This window comes from Chloroflexota bacterium, from assembly GCA_014360825.1.
Taxonomy (GTDB): domain Bacteria; phylum Chloroflexota; class Anaerolineae; order UBA2200; family JACIWT01; genus JACIWT01.
This window is the reverse complement of the sequence record JACIWT010000017.1, coordinates 16,445-33,710: the sequence shown is the minus strand read 5'-3', so window position 1 is coordinate 33,710 and position 17,266 is coordinate 16,445. Positions and strand designations below refer to the sequence as shown.

Sequence of the window (17,266 nt, the reverse complement as noted above, 5' to 3'; positions counted from 1 at the left end):
CAATACGTTCTCACCCAAGTTCAGCCTGATACGCTTTCTTGACTGGGCATCCTTCGCATGTGATATGCTCATGGATCAGGGCTGCCGGTGCTCTTTCAGGATGATTGGAAGCCGAAGGTCGAAGTCTGCAGCAAGCAGACAGAATCGTCCAAGTTTCCTTGTCAAGAACCACACCATCCTCGAACTGGCATTGTGCTCACACGCTATGTCCATCCACCAGCCCACGTGCGGATCATACCACCAGACTCTTAGCGGTTTGTTCTCGAAACCCACGATGTCCTCAGCATCATACCATAGAACCACGCCAGCGAAGTTGTCCAACACTGGTGCGATCCGTCCGGCACTGTCCCTGAGATCGAGGCGAAACGCCAGAAGAGCCTTCTCACCTTCAGCGACCTCAGGAAGAGGCAGGGGTTCGAATTCTGCTGTACCAGGGCCAGCCAAACAAGATGGTGGAAACACTGCCCAAACGACCCGGTCGTTGCTCCACAGTGTCAACCCATCCCTTGGATCATAGGGCCTGGAGAAGGGCCCGATGGTCGGAGTTGCAGACGGAGACGGGGTGCGGGATGGTGGGGGCGTTTTGGATGCCGTGGGACTGGCCGATGGGGTGGGGGTAATGAATTGGGGGTTTGCCGTTATGGCCAGGGCGTAATCGACAGCGACAACCACCGGATTTCCGCTTGGATTCCAAGTGCCTGAGTAGGACGCTAGTTCCTGAGACGAGTTCAGTCCGGCACAGTTGTTGATCACCATATTGATCCACGAGCCAGCATAGTTGCGTAAGCCCCAGTTCGCTCCCGGAACAGAAACCCAAATTGGCATGTAGTACTGGTCATAAGAAACGTACGCCGCATCGTTATGCAAGCCCATCGTGATGGCCGTCCCTGCATCGGGCCAGCACCTGCCTGGTCCCCCCATAGCGGCATGATCAATCAATGGGTCCGCAATTTCAATAGTGGTACCGGAAGCAGACAGGCAGTTGACCGCTACATAGTGCCCTCCAATGCGCACCCAGCCTTGCGGCTGACCCTGGTCTTGCCAGAGGCCCAGTAGCATTAGCAACCCCTCTGCGGAGTGCTCTGCAATCCAGGTGGGGGACGGAGACCTTTCAACCTGCACATAATATGCATCGGAGAGCCCCCTGCTCGCCAGATAGGCCAGTAAACCAGATTGCAGATCTTCGATCGTTGTCCCCTGGGCTCCTGTGGAGGCAAACTCGGCCAGATTCTCGATCAGTGGAGGTACGTTCCGCGGATCATGGTCGCTCCAGGAGCCAAAGGAGGTGATCAGTCCAGGCCATCCACCTAAGCCGTGACCGGCCTTTGAGTCGAGCCACCACAGGACATCTGCCAGGGCTGTTGGACCATCATGCGTCCACTGTCCCATGGGCCCCTGCCACCATGATTGTCGCTGCTCAAAATCCGGGAGGCCGCGCGGCGCGTAATCATCGGCCGCAGCTCGTGGGCACGCCGTGCTAGGGTCAGGGCGGGCCGGAGTGAAGGTTGGCGTAGCCGTCCGTGTGGGTGTCGGCGGAATCGGCGTGGGTGGCGCAGTGTAATTGAGATCAAACCGGGTGTAACCACCAGCGTGCCAGAAGGAAATTCCACCCCGCCCATAGCCTCTGATATCAAAGACGACCTCGTGCCCTTCACGCGCTCCCTCCTGATCAGGCGTGTCTAGATCATCCCCAGGGATAAGAATGTCGTACCATGACCATCCTGACACCGTCGTGGTGCGGGTCTCCCATCTAAGCCTGTCGGACCACACGTCTATAATCGTCCCATCGGGCACTGCTCGCCCATTGGCGGTCACCATACCATAGAATCTGTGAGGCAATGGCGGGAATGCCGCTGCAGTCGAAACCCGGACCAGCCACATGGCAAGTAGGCACAACAATGTCAGGGAGACCTTTCTGAACACGGCCCTTTCACCTCCGTGACAATACGATGCTAACACGTCACCCCTCCAAGGTGCATGGAGCCACGGGTATGACACATAGAATCCCTAGGCCCTTCTGGTCCCTCAGGGGATCGTCACGATCACATAACACTGTGGACACGATTGCAACCACGCTAGCGCTTCTTACGCTCGCTACTTGTTACGGGCCCTACTAAGCCTTCCACAAGTTCCACGTATTTCTTACCATTTAACATACGACCCATTAGGCTCAACCAAATTCACCAGTCCCTATACCAGCCGCCTCCGGCTCGGGTGACGCCGTAATCAGTGGCGTCTGCCGATTCGAGGAAAACCACGAATCTATGCTTACCTGTGGGCAGGGATTTGCTTGCCGGCCGTGCCCCTGGCGTCGTGTTTTGCAGCGCTCCTTCTCTCCAGCTCTTCACTGTGATGGGCAAGTGTAGCAGATAGATCGGAGGCGATGACGTTGTCGTGGCGGTCGCCGTGACACTGGGTGTAGGCGTAGGCATCAACGTAATGGTCGCGGTGGGCTCGGCGGTGGAAGTAGCGGTTGGCGGCAGAGTCTGCGTCACAGTAGGAGTGGCGGTTGCCGGTTGGGGCCCGAACAACTCAAAATTGTCAAAGGCAGCATGCACTTCGCCGGAAAAGCCCACATTGCTTGCCACGAGTCCCACGCGCCCCGCCCCGGGTGTGGCATTCGTTGCCGTTCTCACGCGGATATTATTGATGTATAATTCAATCTGGCTTCCTCGGCAGATGACGCGGAGCAGGTTCGGGGTATTGCCCGGCCTTATCGCAGGATGGTTGGTCCAGGTCACTATGGGGTTTCCTACACCTCCGCTCAGTCCTATTAGGGCGTATTGCTGTTGTGAGGGCGAAACCATAAAGAGCATACAATTGTGCGTGTCTTCGGCATGGAAGGCAATCCCATAAGCGCCACCGTCGCCGGTAACTAGTCTTGCAGTGATACTAGCATCCAAATCTGAACCGGAACAATTAACCGTGGCTGTAGCATATACATTGGCTGCCATGACATTGATTCGGTATTCTCCCAAGCCGTAGTACATCTCGTATTCCGCAGCCAGAACAATAGGCCAACCGCTGTTCGGGTTTGCGAAGTCGTCTCTACACAGCAGCACCCATCCAGCCGGCAGCGTTGGCGTGATAGCGGGGGTCCCGGTCTGTGTAGGGACTTCTGTGGGTCTGCGTGTGGGGCTTGGAACGGTCTGGCGCGATCCCGATTGGCCAGGGAGCGCCCATGCTCGCTGCTGTAAGTCTAGCGAGAGCCATAACACTATGAGCATTGTCATCGACGCGATCGTTAGCCACCGCCTGGTGCTTGTCCGATCTTGGTTTTTCATGCTGATCCTCTGCTCGTGGGAACCGCTTGATACTCGCAGGTAACCCTTGGCCCCTGTCCAGTCCCATGGAAGATCCGCCACTATTCAGAAACCTTCTTATTGTTCAAGAACAGTGCGACATAGGTGCTAGTCAGGGAATCTCAATACCGATGGATGCTCGCTCCATAGCCAAAACGCCTGCCCCGGCGCCATCTCCGCCAAGTCGTTGAAGCCGGGATACACGAGCACGTCGAAGGCCCTCCACTGCCGAGGGCTTTCTGGGTCGTACAGGTACAAGCTCCGATAGCGGCCGGACATGGATTCAAGAGCGGCCGCAATGGGCAACGGTGTGACACGCGAATAGCCAATTAGGTTCCATCCCCGGCACAGGCTGCGCGCCTCGTGGTGACCCGCCTCGCCAGTCAACTGCAGTGTGGCATCCGCAGTCATCTTGATCCAGAAGGCCGTTCCTTCTGGGAGGTCTGTCAAGGTGTTGGAAGAAGGAAAAGAGGGGTCATAATAGAACCAGGTTTTGGTACAGCCATCATACGTGTACACAACCTGATAACGACCCGCAATAGAAGATAACACATCCGCTACTGCGGTGCTTGTGCCCCGTACCGGCAGGGATACGAGGTTCCAGCCGCGGCGCAAGGGGATGGACACGGTGACCGTTCTATACACTGGCGTGGCAGTGGGCGTTGGAGTGATCAAGGCCCCAGTGTACTCAGAGAAAAACACGCCAAACTTGGTCAAGAGGCCGGGAAAACTCTGACTCCGGCTGTCGAAGAGGCTTCCATTGTAGTAATCTACTCCCCATTCGTGCTGCATCTGGTGATTCAAACTGAACCAGAGCCAGGCCTGGACCAAGTGATTGTCATCTTGCGGGTAGCCGATTGCGGAATCGGCGGCACTCACCAAGTAATCAAAACAACCCTTCATGAAATCAAGGACATCTTGGTCGCCGTTTCTGAGGTACATGGACGGCTGAAGCGATCCAAATTCGGTTATGATAAGCGGCTTATCGCGCTGACCCTTGTCACGCATCCAGGTACGCATTCGTTGGATGTGCTGCTTGAATATTGGCACGCTAACAGTATCCTGGAGAGTGTAGAGTTCTCCCTGAGAAACGTTTATCCCTGGGGGCACATCGCAGCCCCAATCCCCGGTTTTCTCCCGTGTGATCTGCTCATGTATCGCCCACACGTCTACGGGCATGGGTTCGCCATATCGGTTTAGATACGCGGCCCACACCAGATCCAGCCATTGCATGCGTAGCGGCGTAGCCTGAACTATGGGACCGTTGGCTACCCATGCCGTTGGATCCCGGCTCTTGATGAAGTGATAGTAATCGTGGTGGAATTGGGCGTATTGATCGGGGAGCATATTGTCTTGCATTTTGCAGTCCGGTTCATTGCCTAGAATCCACACAGCGCCCGGATTGGCGGCAATCACCTCCTCGAGATAGTCCCACGGTGGGGGGTTCGAAGGTCGAATAAGTTGCATATAGAGCAAGCCGGGGAGAAGCACTGGATGTTTCCTGTATGTCCAATCTGAATACCACCCTGAGTTCAGGACTCGTATATCATATCGATCAAAACCCCCATACCCAAGCGCTATATCCCATCCAAACCGCAAGTGCAGCGGCCGACGCCAGATCCCAGCACTGGGCGTTGGCGTCGCAGTACTCGTCGCGGTCTGCGTGACAGTGGGCGTGGCAGTAGGAGATAGTGTGGATGTGGGAGTCTCTGTGGCCGTGGCAGTCGCCGTTGGGCTCGGTGAGGGTTCACTACCGTCGGCTGGGTCTTCGTACATGATAACTAGTTGAGGTCGAATTGACATGTCGTTGTTCTCGGAGCTTGCGAAGTAAAAGGTGGATCCCGGCTCTTGCTGACGTATGAGGATACCTTGGTTGGCAAGGGTGCCATCTACCCACCCTTGCACAAGGCTGGTCAGGTCAAACTCACACCAGGTGTATATACCCAAAGTCGTTACGGAATCCTCTGCATCCGCCCTGCGATCAGAGAAAACATCCTCACACCCCGGCGTGCCCCATGGTTCACTGGCACTCGCCTGCTCCCAGGTTACCTCATGATAAACAACAGTGCGCGATATGTAGTGTGCCGATAGGACCATGTTCTGCCCACCCCATGCGACAGCGTATAAGCGCAAGGTCGCTGATATCACGATTGAGTCGGGCCCAAGGGGCGATAGATCGAAGCGAAACAGGGCTGCGCGCCTAAAGGAATCACCAACAGAAACATCCATTGCATCGCTATAGTTGCTTGTTGGATGAGCGGCACTAATCCATGAATCTTCTGCGCCTGAATAACCGTTAAGCCCTTGTTGGAACGTCATGACCAGGGTACCCGGGGGCGTGCTGCTTTCCGAATATTCAGTGTATCCTGCAGATGCCATAGCCGCGGCCAGAATGATCATACTGGCCAGCAGAGACAGGGTCGCAAGTAATATCCAAGACGAACCGCTCGGGCAAGCCGTTTTCTGCTCTCTGGTTCGCATTAACATCGTCGTAGCTCTCCTGCTCTGGATCTCGGACAATCATCAGGAAGGCTAACACACACGTGGTCTGGGGCATGCAAAGTCGGCCTCCGGGTATTTCTCACCTCTGTCAAAGCCGCCTGACTCAGTTGACTTGTGCCCAGTGCCTGGCTCCGCCTTGAGAAATGGCAGGTTCTAGTCACTCGTTGGCTGAGAAGTCCTGACTCTCGACTGTCTGAATAAAGCGGAGTTTGCCCCGGTTCTTGATCAGCCTGACTTCTCCGTAAGCACCAATCGCCGCCAAGGCGTCGTCAATGGCGTGTATGTGGCGAATCGAAAGGAACTTCAGCGGGCGGTCCAGTGGCAACGAAAGCGCCTCCGTTGCTTGCACTGCGGTTTTCCCACTGGTTTCGATGCCCATATCCCTCTTCCCTCAGTCGGGGCAGGTCTGCATCGTCTGATGCCCAAAGTGTTCCACTGTTCTCTCAAACATTGTGGTCGCCGTAGCCGGCACCCGTCAGTCTAAGTGCCAGGCCGCATTGCAATCCTGCGAGACCGGCCCGCGCTCTGCCACTCGCCCCATGATCTCTACTCCACGTTTACGCGCGCCACCAACCGCCTTCCGATGGAAAAGTTAGACGAGGCCCACGTCGTGCAAGTCGTTGCCTCTCCGGACGAAACCTTACGAATTAGGCAATTCAGGCTCATTCTCTAACGGCTCCAGGGAAATGAAACCCAGCCCCAGCGCCATCATTACCGCCGCGGTGCGGTTGGTCACGCCAAGTTCGCGAAAGATAGTGCCCAAATTGTTCTTGATGGTCTGTACTTGCAATCCTAGTTCTTCGGCAATCTGCCGGTTGCTGAGTCCTTTCGCGAGCAACTCGAGGATATTCACTTGTGTGTCATTGAGTTCAGCCGTTCTTCCAGCATCTGCGGACGGGACAGCCTGAAATGCCATTCTCGGACCAACTGAACGGGCGACGAATCGCCCCCTGGCCATGGCGCGAATGGTGCGTATCAATTCCTCCGCTGTGCTAATACTTACGGCTATCTCTGTCCCATCAGCCGATACAAGCCATCGCCACTCCTTGGGATGGAAGTAGGCGAGAACTTTGGCCTCCGGCTCCTGAGTGAGGATGGATTGGCACACCTCGTCGGCCTCTGTGCCGGGCATGGAAGCGTTTAAGAGGATGATATGGGGCAATAATTCCTGGGACTTCTGCACCAGTTCCCGACAGCTGAATGCCTGGTCAATGATCTCGACGCCGTGTTGATGCAGCAAGGGCTTCAGGAGCTCTCTGGCAAGCGCCTGATCGTCGGCCAACAGGACTTTGATAGTCTGACCGGCTCGTGGACGGCGACCCACGTTGCTCTCTCCCTCGAAGTGTGATTGATCACGTCATGTGCGCATCAACGCACATACGACCTCATCGCAACACTATAAGTAGGCTGTCAAGTCATGAAACGTCTGCACTTGTAAACGTACGTTTGTTTCAGAATATCTTTATGAACATTATGCCAAGCAATACCATTATATCACCCCCCCCCCGAAAAGTCCAGTTACCTAAGTACTCGGAAGGGCAGGCTGGGCGTTGGTTTTGCGCGAGTTTTGCGTTAGAATGGGGGTAGAGGAGCGAAAGAAGGATCTTTCTGAGGCAACCCGCACCACTATTCCTCATCACGTTTCATTCCTCACATAGCAGCATGTAGCCGTGGCGCGCCACGGTGCGGATATACACTGGGTGGGCAGGATCGGGCTCGATCTTGCGGCGCAGATTCTTGATGTGCCAACGCACCACGCTATGACCACCCGCTCCCGGGGCGAAGTTCCATACCCCTTGCAGCAATTGCTCAGTGGAGAACACTTCGCCGTAGTGGACCATCAGATAGTGCAGAAGATCAAACTCTACCGGAGTCAGGAGTGAGATCTTTTCCCCGACCCGGACTTGGCGACGGTGCAGGTCGAGGGTGAGAGGGCCTATCACGAGTGAACCCTGGTCTTGTAGTCCCAGACCGTTCCCCGCGCGCCCTCGGCTCCGGCGCAGCAGAGCCCCGATGCGGGCTTTCAACTCCCGCAGGTCGAAGGGTTTGACTATGTAATCGTCGCCTCCTTGATTCAGCGCTGTGACCCGGTCCTTGACGTCGCTGCGCACGGTGAGGAACAGGATGGGGACGGCTCCCAAGGCAGGATCGCGGCGCAGACTCCGACAAGTCTCCAGGCCATCCATGCCGCGCATGGTAATGTCCAGGACCACAAGGTCGGGGCGATGACGCCGCGCCAGGGCCAGGGCTTGCACTCCATCGTAGGCACCGAACACCTCGTAGCCCTCGTCGCTCAGGCTGTACTGCAAAGCCCAGACCAGGTCTTTCTCATCATCCACCACCAAAATCCGCAGGGGCCTCCCTTCCATTTTGGCCTCCTTGTAGCCGCTCAGAACCAACAGGCAGCGGGTGATAGGACAAGCCAGCGCAGGCGGACTCCTAACGAGGGCCCGCGCAACCGGTTTGGGTTGTCAGCTGTTAACGCTCTTGCAAGGCAGCCGCACAATAAAAGTGGAACCCTTGCCCACCTCGCTCTGTACTTCGATGACGCCGCGGTGCTGCTGGATGATGCCGTGGCTGATAGAGAGCCCCAGACCAGCCCCCTGGCCCACAGGCCCGGCAGTGAAAAACGGATCGAAGATCCTGGGCAGATGTTCTGGAGGAATGCCATGACCGGTGTCATCAAACTGGATCTCGACTCCGTCCGAGCCAGAGGCGCGCGTGGTCACGGTCAGCGTTCCACCCTGAGGCATGGCGTTGCAGGCGTTGACGACCAGGTTGGAGAACACCCGCTGCAAAAGGTGACGATTGCCTATGACAGGGGGAAGGTTGGCTTGGAACTCTTTGTGCAGCCTCACTCTCTGCAAGGTCATATACTCCGCCAGGAGGTCGAGAGTCTCTTCCAACACACACTGAACCTCAAGTTCTCCCATTGGCGCCTCCTCTGGACGGGCGAACTTCAGCACGCTCTCCACAATGTGAGAGGCCCGCCGGACGGCAACCTGGATCTTGCGGACACACTGGCCACGCACTTCGGGGTCGTCAGAGTGCTCCAGTAGCAACTCGGTGCAGGAGGAGATAATGCCCAGGGGATTGCGTACTTCGTGAGCGATACCCGTGGCCAACACCCCCAAGGAGGCCATTTTCTCTGCGCGGTTGAGTTGTTCCTCCGCTTGCTTACGCTCGGTCACATCGATGCCAAAAACCGCGACCTGGATCACCTTTCCTTCCGCGTCGAATACGGGGTAGAGGTAGTTGTTGATGTACCTGCCCGAGCGTATATCTTGCCATGAGGCGGGCTTGCCCGTGCGAAAGATCTCGTCCACGCGCGCCTTTCTCGATCTGGCCAGCTCCGGAGAGAAAAAGTCGTAGACGCAGGAGCCCACGAGTTTGTCAACCGTAGTCCCCACTCTCTTCGCCAGTGATTCGTTCGCCGCATGGACGATCCCCTCCGCATCTATCAAGGCCGCTGACTCCGTGATGGCGTTCAGGAGCGCTCGCAACGAGCCTTCACTTTTCTGTAGTTGTTCCTCAGCCAATTTGCGTTCGGTGATGTCGCGGGCATTGATAAGAATGCCTGCTACCGCCGGATCGTTGAGAAGGTTCCTGGCTACGGCCTCGATGACACGCCACGAGCCGTCTTTGTGTCGAATGCGGATTTGCCTGCGCATGGTACCACCTGGCTGCTCGAGTAGCTGCGCGAGTGCCAGCATCGTCTCTGGTAGATCTTCAGGCTCAACAAATGCAGACCAATTCCGGCCGATTGTCTCTTCTAGTGAATGTCCGACCAGTCGCACAACCGATGGGTTTGCATAGCATATCGCTCCTGTCGGGCTCAGCACAAAAGTGTAGTCCGAAGCGTTTTCGAGCAAAGCCCGAAGACGCTTTTCACTGCGTTCCAATGCCTCCTCTGCCTGCTTGCGCCTGGCACATTCATCCGCCAGTTCCAACGCGCTGGAGATGTGCTGGGCGAGGCTTCGCACCGAGGGAATGAACTGCTCGGCCAGGTCGGTCGAAGACATCGCGAGGACCCCAATGACCTCGCCATGCAGACTCAACGGCGCTAGGACGGAGTATTTGTTTTGATGGCCCATGCCTTTCACTACCAGATCGGCCAGTGGACGCGGGAGAAATTCTGCTATAACATCCGAACTCTTGATGCAGATGACCTTTCGCTCCCTCACGACTTGGCGGTAGACGCTTGACGTGTTCAGATCGATCCTGTAGTCTTGCAGCGTGATTCCAATGATCTTCTCCAGCCCCTTTAGCGTTCTCAATCTGCGGGGGGAAAACGACACTTCTGCGATCCTGAGTTTGGATGGATCATCCGTCAAGAGCGCAATACTCATGCTGTACCTTTGGGACTTGAGGAATTCGTCCTTCACCGTCTGGTAGACCTGCTCCTGATCTAACAGACCATGTATCTTCGCGGACACGCTCTCGGTGAAGTGGATGATCTCGATGAGGTCGCGCAGTTGTTTGTTCATCCGCTCCTGCTCCTCCACTATATTGACCCTCCTATGATGCTACAACCCCTCCACCCCGGATTACCGCTCAGGAGCCTGGTAGGGAGCAATATGTAACCCATGACGTTCACTGCGCCGTGGCCATGCCTCGTCAGCGAGAGAAACCATGCCTCGGAGAAAGACGGGCTATGTTGTTCATGCCAACCGAATTTGCCCGTCAGCCAGACAAAGCCCTTTGAGTTGTAAATGCGTATATTATTATAGCACGGGAGCCGACTCGTGGCAAGTGAGGCTTGCAGAGAGTGGTTGCGGAGTTCGATAGGACAAGCCACCCTGGGGGCTCACCGCAAGTGCTGTTTCCCACGTGTGGAAAAGCGACACCTTGGCCGGACGCGACCTGTGGGATCATGCCATCAAATCGACACGAGACATTGCCGACAGTCTAAGGTTTCGCAGAGGGGGCATTAGGCGACGCTCTTTGGAAAAGACGGGGGCAGATCAAGCGGCCAAAGTTACCCGGACGGCATCTCTGGAGAAATGAACGAACTAGAGCAGGTGATAGCCTCGGCAGAGCGAGCTGTTGCCTCAGTTCGAGATCGCTCTAAGGATCGGAATGTCTACTTGGATGCGGCATCGAACCTGCACGATTTTTTCGCCAGACCAGAGCGGATACCTCATCGCAGGGCGCTCGCTGTCAGGGTTAATACCGGACTTCCTGTTTCAGTCAGCCTCGACGCGCCTTGGGTCATTTGAGCGGCAACCCGCTGCTCTCATAGGCTTGATATCGGGGTGTCTCTTTGAGCAGGTGGCTGCCACTACAGTGAAATGCAAGTGTGCCAGCCAGGTCGGAAAGGGACGATAGGGTAGGGGAGGGTGGACAGCGTAGTCATGTACAACGGCTTTGGAGAGTATAAGCCGATATGCGCAAGAGGATTTTCAGCAGCAAGAAGAATCTCCAGACGCTGGCACATGGGTTGGACCCAGGGTTGTTTCTGATGCCAGGAAACGAAGAATGTCCAGCCACACTGAGTCAAACCCACAGCGAACGCCGAAAATCCTGACCTACTTCGCTACACTATAGGATGGCCTCCTTTGAATCGCCACGCTCGGCAAAGTGACTATAGCAGAGTGCAAATCAGGCGCAGATTCAAAACTGCGTCGCAAAAGATACCTTGTGCGACGGGATCACCCCTCTCCCCTGCAGACATCGGAGGGCCTCTGGCCAAGACAGATAGAAAGGTGGAGGTTGCCGAAACACATCATCCCCGTGAGTTTGGGAGCGCCCCGGATACGCTGAAAATGCCTTATTCCAGTTTATCGTCACCCTCTCGCCCCTGTTTCCCCCTCGTCTTCCCCGTCAATGCAGCATAGATCAGATCAACGATCTGCTCAGGAGATTTGCCCGTCCTCTCCAGCTCCTCTACTTCTTCGGTCTTCATCCACCGACGGTGAATGAACCAGTGCCAGGCCTTTGAAAGTTCGGCCAGCCGTGTCGCTAGATAACGGCCGAGCTCAAATAGGCCTCTGTCGGTTAGCGCCAAGGAATGAGTGACGCAATCCATGAAGCCGCTGTAGCCAACAGGAGTGGGGTCAAACCAGATGACTTGATGCACTGTCCCATCTGTCTCTACGAATCGGGTGGGGACCAGAATCCTTGCCTGGAGGCAATCTTCTGCTTGGTCAATGCCACGCAAAGGCAAAGAAATGCCCATCTCTGCGGCGCACTTTTCGTTAACCCTAAACTCGACGTCCTTGAGCCCAACCTGAACATCGTATTTGCGCTCTGGATCGGACATCTGTTCAACCCGGGCCTGAAGCTCCTTCACCAGTGCTTCCCCGGTTACCGATCTGAACTCAAGTTCTTTGGTCATCGGTGTGTGTTATCGCGGCTGGATTCCTCCCCGGTTCAAGCCAATGCTTGTCCCCCACCCCACTTTCCCCCAAAAGGGCTCCTGCTATTGGATACCCTATTTCTTTCCCTGTCCTGCTCCTGACGCGCTTGTCATATTCCAGTGAGAGGGCCAGCCTGCCATCCAACTCTGGCTACTACCGGCAAGTTCGGCCATGCACTGTCAGCATCACCTCTTGCCAGTCAGGTGGGTTCCACAGATTCGCATAACGCCAGTTAGGGCTGTTCAACCCGACGTCGACTATCAGGGAATCGGCGCAGAGGATGAAGTAGGGTCTGTTCCAGGCATAGAGCCGCATGTTGACCAAACAAGCCCTGTAGAGATCCAGATCCGCCTCCACGCCAAAGAGGGCGATCTTGCGATCCGGGTAGCGGACCGCCAGATCGACCAGAAAGCGACCGGTCCGGGCGGCCGGATCAAATGCCTTCTGCCACCTATCAGAGTCTGGTGCTATCCCGCTCACAGTCGCATCATTGATAGAGCGAACGAGCGATTCGGGTATGATCAGCTGGGTCGATTGGTCGTCGGCGCAATGCCTCAAACTGAAGACCTCGCCGAAGTAGTCGCCTTTTCTCTCCATGCAGGCTTCGATGAAGTGTTCCGCCCACGGGGTCAGCTTGTCAGCAGCCAGGTGATCACCCTCCGACATGGGATGAATGCGCAGGCAGTCCGCCCAGAAACGCACCAATTGGTTGAAAGATTCCCGATTCGACTGCCGGATCGTGGCCTGGATCAGGTCGAACATAGCAAGGAGGATCCTTGTCCCCTTGGTTTCCGCAAGCACCTCTTCGTGAGTCTGGCGCTTTTCAGGTTTGCGTTCGACCATCCCAGAAGAGCATAACACACTGGCAGACGGGAATCAAGAGGAATCGCCTGAAGGCAACTTGCCACACGTGAGAGCCCACAATGACCCCGAACGAGCACACACCTTGCCCCAGATTCGTTCGCCATGCCGAACTGCGACCACTCCGTCGCTGCAGGCCACTGATCGCCATCTTTTGGCGAACACCGGGTACGTATTGCGTAAATCATTGCGAATTACCTGGCCTGGAAATCATTGATGCCCTTGTTCTGCCTATCAAATTGGTCCCTGTGGCAGCCAAACCCAAAAGAAACGGTGCTGAATTTACGAAACGCTGCACTTAGGGTTTAGGTGACAGAATGCGCAGTAGTGATTACCCACAGGTCACCTCGTGAAGTCGAATGCAGGCCGAAAAACCATCGCAGTAGTGCAAACTGGCCCCAACCTTTACCTTTCACCGGGGAAGACAACCTTAGATTCGAGATGTGGGGAATCCTTGAATGTGCCACGTTGCATCATTTGTGAATCCTCCCATGGCCTAACGCCGGAGTCATCTTGCAGGGTTTTGATCTGACGCTGGAGAGCTACCGGGTTCAGGGGGATGTACTGCCCACGGAGATTTGACTTGCTCTTTGTGGGTATGCAGCTCGCTTCCTGCACCCTCTGGTAGGAAATCCTGGCTGCATTATGTAGTCCTTTTTGACCTTGTTCCCAATTCATTCCGGTTCCACATGGCGACAGTATCCGAACTGTAGACCAAAGTGCTGAGGATGTCCGCAAGCACATCGATTTCAGAAGTCCCGCGGACTTATCAAACAGTAAGCCCTGCGATGGGCGAAGCGATCCGTGACCACCTCTGCGGTGAAGGAGTGAACCAGTCTGAACCGTTGCCTGCTGATTCCTTCATACAGCAACCTGCAGTAACAGGGGTAAAAAGGTGGAACCTCTACTCCGGGCTGTTCATTCTACTGAAACAAAAAGTTTGCCTGCTTGTGTCATCAGGCAGATCGTGCACGGTGCTTGAGGCTTTATTCGCCCGGTGCAGCACCCTGTCCGAACCCTTGTCTCAACTTCAGGATCTGCTCTCTTGCCGGACAGTCAATTGGGGCAAAATATGGTTTGTGGGTCCATGGGCAAATCTCCAGCTGATTAGGGAATCAGACAGAGTATGCCTATTTGTCCAAGTTCTGCACACCACGGTTCAGTGTGGTGTACCATGTAGTGTCCCAGTACCGAAAATTTGACAACTTTCGTTTTTGTGGTATAATATTTATGGATCGGGTGACCTAGGGACCTTACGGTAACCACTCCGTGGGCTGAACTAGGTGTACCTGCCGTCAGGCAGCCCCCGATCTTTTTCATTTGAATTGCTCGAGCAACTCTTCAAGAGTGATAACCCTGTCTGGTTTGGCATCACCACGGGAGACGTAATAGGCCTTGTCGTGGGCGGCTGGTTTCTTTCCGACCCCGTGAATTTGCCGAAACTCGATCATGTCTGCATCAACCGAGAGCCCAGCCCTTCCAAATAAGTTCATCAAAAACCTCTTGGTAGTGGCGCTGTGTCCTGGATATTCGATGTCAATGGTGACAAGCGACACTCTCCCAACCACCTCTGCTAAAAGCAGGAAAAGGCCAACAGCAAAAAGCTGGAGGTAAAGGGTTGTACCAGATTTCCCTCTCTGGCGCAATTCATGTAAACAGGCCCGTTTGACTTCTGCCGGGATCAGGATAGCGTAACTTTCTGTGTCGGAGAAAGCTAAAACAGTTGCCACTTTGGTATCCCCGATTTTCCCACTCTGGTCGACTTCGATGTGCATAGGCCCATTTTAGCACTACCCCCGTGTTTCCACAAGCCTGACAGGCAAGTGCCTTCCCCAGGCTGGGGTTGTAAATCGCGGAGAAGTCCTCTACTCGGGCTACGTGGGCTGAGCCGAAAGAGATAGCTCTACTTGGTAAGGGTTCTATTATCCCTTTCTCATGCTAAAGCCCCCGTTTCTTAATTCGCATTTCAGACACTAAGCCTATAGATCAAAATTGACCTTAAAGGCGAGAAGGGGGCCAGTTAACTCCCATTTGTACTACCTGATGTCTATAAACAGCATTGGCATATGCTGCGGAATGCGTCGCCGCTGTGGGCCAAAGGACGATTGCAACCCGAGGGACCCCCGCTATCAGCATGTTGGTGTACGGAGCGGTGGTCCTCTCTTAAAGTACCTCCCCACCCGCCTTCCCATAGCCAGGGTTTCTATCCTCCCCCTTCCCCTAGAAAGCCTGAGCGCGGCGCGAGACAAAAGAGAAAGGCGAAATATAGGACATGGGACGGATGTAGTAGCATGGCTATGGGAAGGGGTGATATAATAGGGGCATGGAGGGAAAGGGCGGGGCTTTTCAACTACCACTTCTCAAGGTCAAGAATGGCACGGGAGAATATCCTCCGTCCCTAATTGCGTCCAGGCCGCTTTCCAGTGCCTCCTCCATCTCTGCGGCCATGCAGGCCTATCACGCTCACCTTGCAGCCAGTTCGTATTCCAGGCACACTGTCAAAGCCTTCCTCGCAGACGTAGTTCTCCTGCGGAAGTTCATCGGCCCGAACAAGAAGGTCGGTGGCATTGGCACCGCTGAACTGGAAAGCTTCCTTGCATATCTGCGATCTAGCCGCGGGAAGCCCTGCAGCCCAAAATCCCTGAACCGCCGGGTGACCGCACTGAAGAACTTCTTCCGCTGGCTGGTCGAAAGCAATGTGATCCCGCAGGACCCTGCATCAAGGCTGATCTACAAAAGGGCCACTTCTCCCCTGCCGGATGTCCTGTATGATGAGGAGTGCGAGAGACTCCTTGGTGAGGCGAGTAAGGACAGCCGAACGTACCTGCTAGTTCTTCTCCTTTTGGAGACAGGAGTGAAGAGAGAGGAACTTTTGGGGATTCGGCTCAAGGACATCGATCTTTCGAACCAGTATCGTCCAGAGGTTTGGATCAGACATAAAGGAAAGGCGTTCAAGCAGAGGAAACTGAGGCTTCCCCCTGAGTTCCCTGCTGCTTTTAGGGCTTACATGGCGGAGTATTGCCCGCAGGAATACCTCTTTGAGTGTAGCGAGCGCAATCTGAGCTACTTATTGCGAAACACCGCCCAAAGGGCTGGGATTGTAAAGAAGGTTAGCTGCCAGGTTCTGAGAGACACCTTTGCGGTACGACAACTCAAGGCTGGGGAGAGAATCGAGCGAGTATTTGAGAAACTGGGGCTGGCCCCGGGAAGCTGGAACGACGAGACCAGGGAGAAGTACTCGAGATTGGCCAGGCCGGGGTTGTGAGACTCGTGCGCACAGGGAGAGAGCTTGGTGCGCCCCTATGGTGACATGCAAAGAGCATCAACGTATGTCTTGACAAATCCTCCCAAGTGGACTAAAATGGACTTAGGATGACTAATCCGAGAGTGAAAGGGAGATGTTCATGCCATTAACTAAGGATGTCCTGACGCCCCAAGAGGTAGCGGAATACCTGCAGTTAGCCCCGGATACAGTGTATCGATATATCAGGCAGGGCAAGCTGGTGGCCTGCAAACTCGGACGCCAGTACCGGGTTCCCAAAGAGAACGTGGAACTCTTCCTCCTGGCCACCTCCACGGCTGGAGAAGCCCAATTGCGCACCTTCTCTAGGACACAGATAGAAGAGTGGCTCAAGGAAGACCAAATCGACCAGGAGACCCGCTCCATTGGCGAGCGGCTCCTGTCCGCCTTGCAGAAGTCATAGCATGAGAATTGGCCGCCATACTCGCCTTTTCTTTGACGCCTCGGTGTTGGTGGCAGCGGCCCATTCCCCACAAGGAGGCTCTGCCCTTCTCCTTGCGGCCTGCAAGGCTGGGGGCTTTCGAGCACAGACCACTTTCGTCATCCTCCTCGAGGCCTTGCATGCGCTGCGGCGATTCCCAGAAGAGAGTCTGCGGCGCTTCTATCGGCTGCTGGTAGAAGTCAATTGGGGGCTTCTTCCGATACCACCAAAGGAGACTCTGGAGAAATATTGCCGCTATATTAGTCCGAAGGATGTCCACGTCGTGGCCGCTGCGGTGGAAGGAGAGGCAGAGTTCCTGCTGACGCTCGACCGTCAGCACATCCTGGCTGCCTCGGAGAAGGTCGGGCAAGCTGGTTTGCCCATCATTATCCTGCGTCCCGGGGATTTCATCCGTCAGTACTACCCCCAACACGAAGATTATCCCCACCTCCCTCCGTCCAGAGGCTAACCGAATTCGCACTGAGGTTAAGGAAGCCGTGCTGGCTGCTTGCTGACAATT

13 protein-coding genes are annotated in these 17,266 nt (G+C 55.3%); 3 read left to right on the top strand and 10 right to left on the bottom strand.

The window, feature by feature from the left end; all coding sequences use genetic code 11:
• Window positions 1–75: 75 nt before the first annotated feature.
• The 10 genes from H5T64_10645 to H5T64_10600 form a co-directional block, all read right to left on the bottom strand.
• Window positions 76–1,923, bottom strand: a complete 1,848-nt coding sequence (locus H5T64_10645; protein ID MBC7264794.1) for a hypothetical protein — start codon at window positions 1,921–1,923, stop codon at window positions 76–78.
• Window positions 1,924–2,180: 257 nt separating this feature from the next.
• Entirely contained in the window at window positions 2,181–3,284 is a 1,104-nt protein-coding gene (locus H5T64_10640; protein MBC7264793.1) for a hypothetical protein, read from the bottom strand.
• 126 nt (window positions 3,285–3,410) lie between these two features.
• Window positions 3,411–5,789, bottom strand: coding sequence for a DNRLRE domain-containing protein (locus H5T64_10635; GenBank protein MBC7264792.1), 2,379 nt, complete (start codon window positions 5,787–5,789; stop codon window positions 3,411–3,413).
• Between the two features lie 172 nt (window positions 5,790–5,961).
• The gene (locus tag H5T64_10630) at window positions 5,962–6,183 is read right to left on the bottom strand and encodes a hypothetical protein (GenBank protein ID MBC7264791.1); all 222 of its coding nucleotides are present in this window, start codon (window positions 6,181–6,183) and stop codon (window positions 5,962–5,964) included.
• Between the two features lie 261 nt (window positions 6,184–6,444).
• Entirely contained in the window at window positions 6,445–7,128 is a 684-nt protein-coding gene (locus H5T64_10625; protein MBC7264790.1) for a response regulator transcription factor, read from the bottom strand.
• A 319-nt stretch (window positions 7,129–7,447) separates the two neighbouring features.
• Entirely contained in the window at window positions 7,448–8,173 is a 726-nt protein-coding gene (locus H5T64_10620; GenBank protein ID MBC7264789.1) for a response regulator transcription factor, read from the bottom strand.
• 102 nt (window positions 8,174–8,275) lie between these two features.
• The gene (locus H5T64_10615; protein ID MBC7264788.1) at window positions 8,276–10,291 is read right to left on the bottom strand and encodes a PAS domain S-box protein; all 2,016 of its coding nucleotides are present in this window, start codon (window positions 10,289–10,291) and stop codon (window positions 8,276–8,278) included.
• Window positions 10,292–11,574: 1,283 nt separating this feature from the next.
• Window positions 11,575–12,141 (bottom strand): hypothetical protein, encoded by a 567-nt coding sequence (locus H5T64_10610; protein ID MBC7264787.1) that lies wholly within the window; start codon window positions 12,139–12,141, stop codon window positions 11,575–11,577.
• Between the two features lie 175 nt (window positions 12,142–12,316).
• The gene (locus tag H5T64_10605; GenBank protein MBC7264786.1) at window positions 12,317–13,006 is read right to left on the bottom strand and encodes a hypothetical protein; all 690 of its coding nucleotides are present in this window, start codon (window positions 13,004–13,006) and stop codon (window positions 12,317–12,319) included.
• Window positions 13,007–14,340: 1,334 nt separating this feature from the next.
• Window positions 14,341–14,799: a hypothetical protein gene (locus H5T64_10600; protein MBC7264785.1), complete on the bottom strand. Its 459-nt coding sequence runs from the start codon at window positions 14,797–14,799 to the stop codon at window positions 14,341–14,343.
• Between the two features lie 548 nt (window positions 14,800–15,347).
• Here H5T64_10600 and H5T64_10595 point away from each other — a divergent pair.
• From H5T64_10595 to H5T64_10585, 3 genes are all read left to right on the top strand, one after another.
• On the top strand, window positions 15,348–16,289 hold the full coding sequence (locus H5T64_10595; protein ID MBC7264784.1) for a tyrosine-type recombinase/integrase: 942 nt from the start codon (window positions 15,348–15,350) through the stop codon (window positions 16,287–16,289).
• 139 nt (window positions 16,290–16,428) lie between these two features.
• Complete coding sequence (locus H5T64_10590; GenBank protein ID MBC7264783.1) at window positions 16,429–16,728, top strand: helix-turn-helix domain-containing protein; 300 nt, start codon at window positions 16,429–16,431, stop codon at window positions 16,726–16,728.
• Between the two features lies 1 nt (window position 16,729).
• On the top strand, window positions 16,730–17,215 hold the full coding sequence (locus tag H5T64_10585; protein MBC7264782.1) for a PIN domain-containing protein: 486 nt from the start codon (window positions 16,730–16,732) through the stop codon (window positions 17,213–17,215).
• Window positions 17,216–17,266: the final 51 nt, after the last annotated feature.

Excerpts from the sequence above, each read along its gene's own strand:
- H5T64_10640 (MBC7264793.1), bottom strand. The coding sequence starts at position 3,284 with ATGAAAAACCAAGATCGGACAAGCACCAGGCGGTGGCTAACGATCGCG.
- H5T64_10600 (MBC7264785.1), bottom strand. The coding sequence starts at position 14,799 with ATGCACATCGAAGTCGACCAGAGTGGGAAAATCGGGGATACCAAAGTG.
- H5T64_10615 (MBC7264788.1), bottom strand. The coding sequence starts at position 10,291 with ATGAACAAACAACTGCGCGACCTCATCGAGATCATCCACTTCACCGAG.
- H5T64_10585 (MBC7264782.1), top strand. The coding sequence starts at position 16,730 with ATGAGAATTGGCCGCCATACTCGCCTTTTCTTTGACGCCTCGGTGTTG.
- H5T64_10630 (MBC7264791.1), bottom strand. The coding sequence starts at position 6,183 with ATGGGCATCGAAACCAGTGGGAAAACCGCAGTGCAAGCAACGGAGGCG.
- H5T64_10595 (MBC7264784.1), top strand. The coding sequence starts at position 15,348 with ATGGAGGGAAAGGGCGGGGCTTTTCAACTACCACTTCTCAAGGTCAAG.
- H5T64_10635 (MBC7264792.1), bottom strand. The coding sequence starts at position 5,789 with ATGTTAATGCGAACCAGAGAGCAGAAAACGGCTTGCCCGAGCGGTTCG.
- H5T64_10605 (MBC7264786.1), bottom strand. The coding sequence starts at position 13,006 with ATGGTCGAACGCAAACCTGAAAAGCGCCAGACTCACGAAGAGGTGCTT.
- H5T64_10620 (MBC7264789.1), bottom strand. The coding sequence starts at position 8,173 with ATGGAAGGGAGGCCCCTGCGGATTTTGGTGGTGGATGATGAGAAAGAC.
- H5T64_10590 (MBC7264783.1), top strand. The coding sequence starts at position 16,429 with ATGCCATTAACTAAGGATGTCCTGACGCCCCAAGAGGTAGCGGAATAC.
- H5T64_10610 (MBC7264787.1), bottom strand. The coding sequence starts at position 12,141 with ATGACCAAAGAACTTGAGTTCAGATCGGTAACCGGGGAAGCACTGGTG.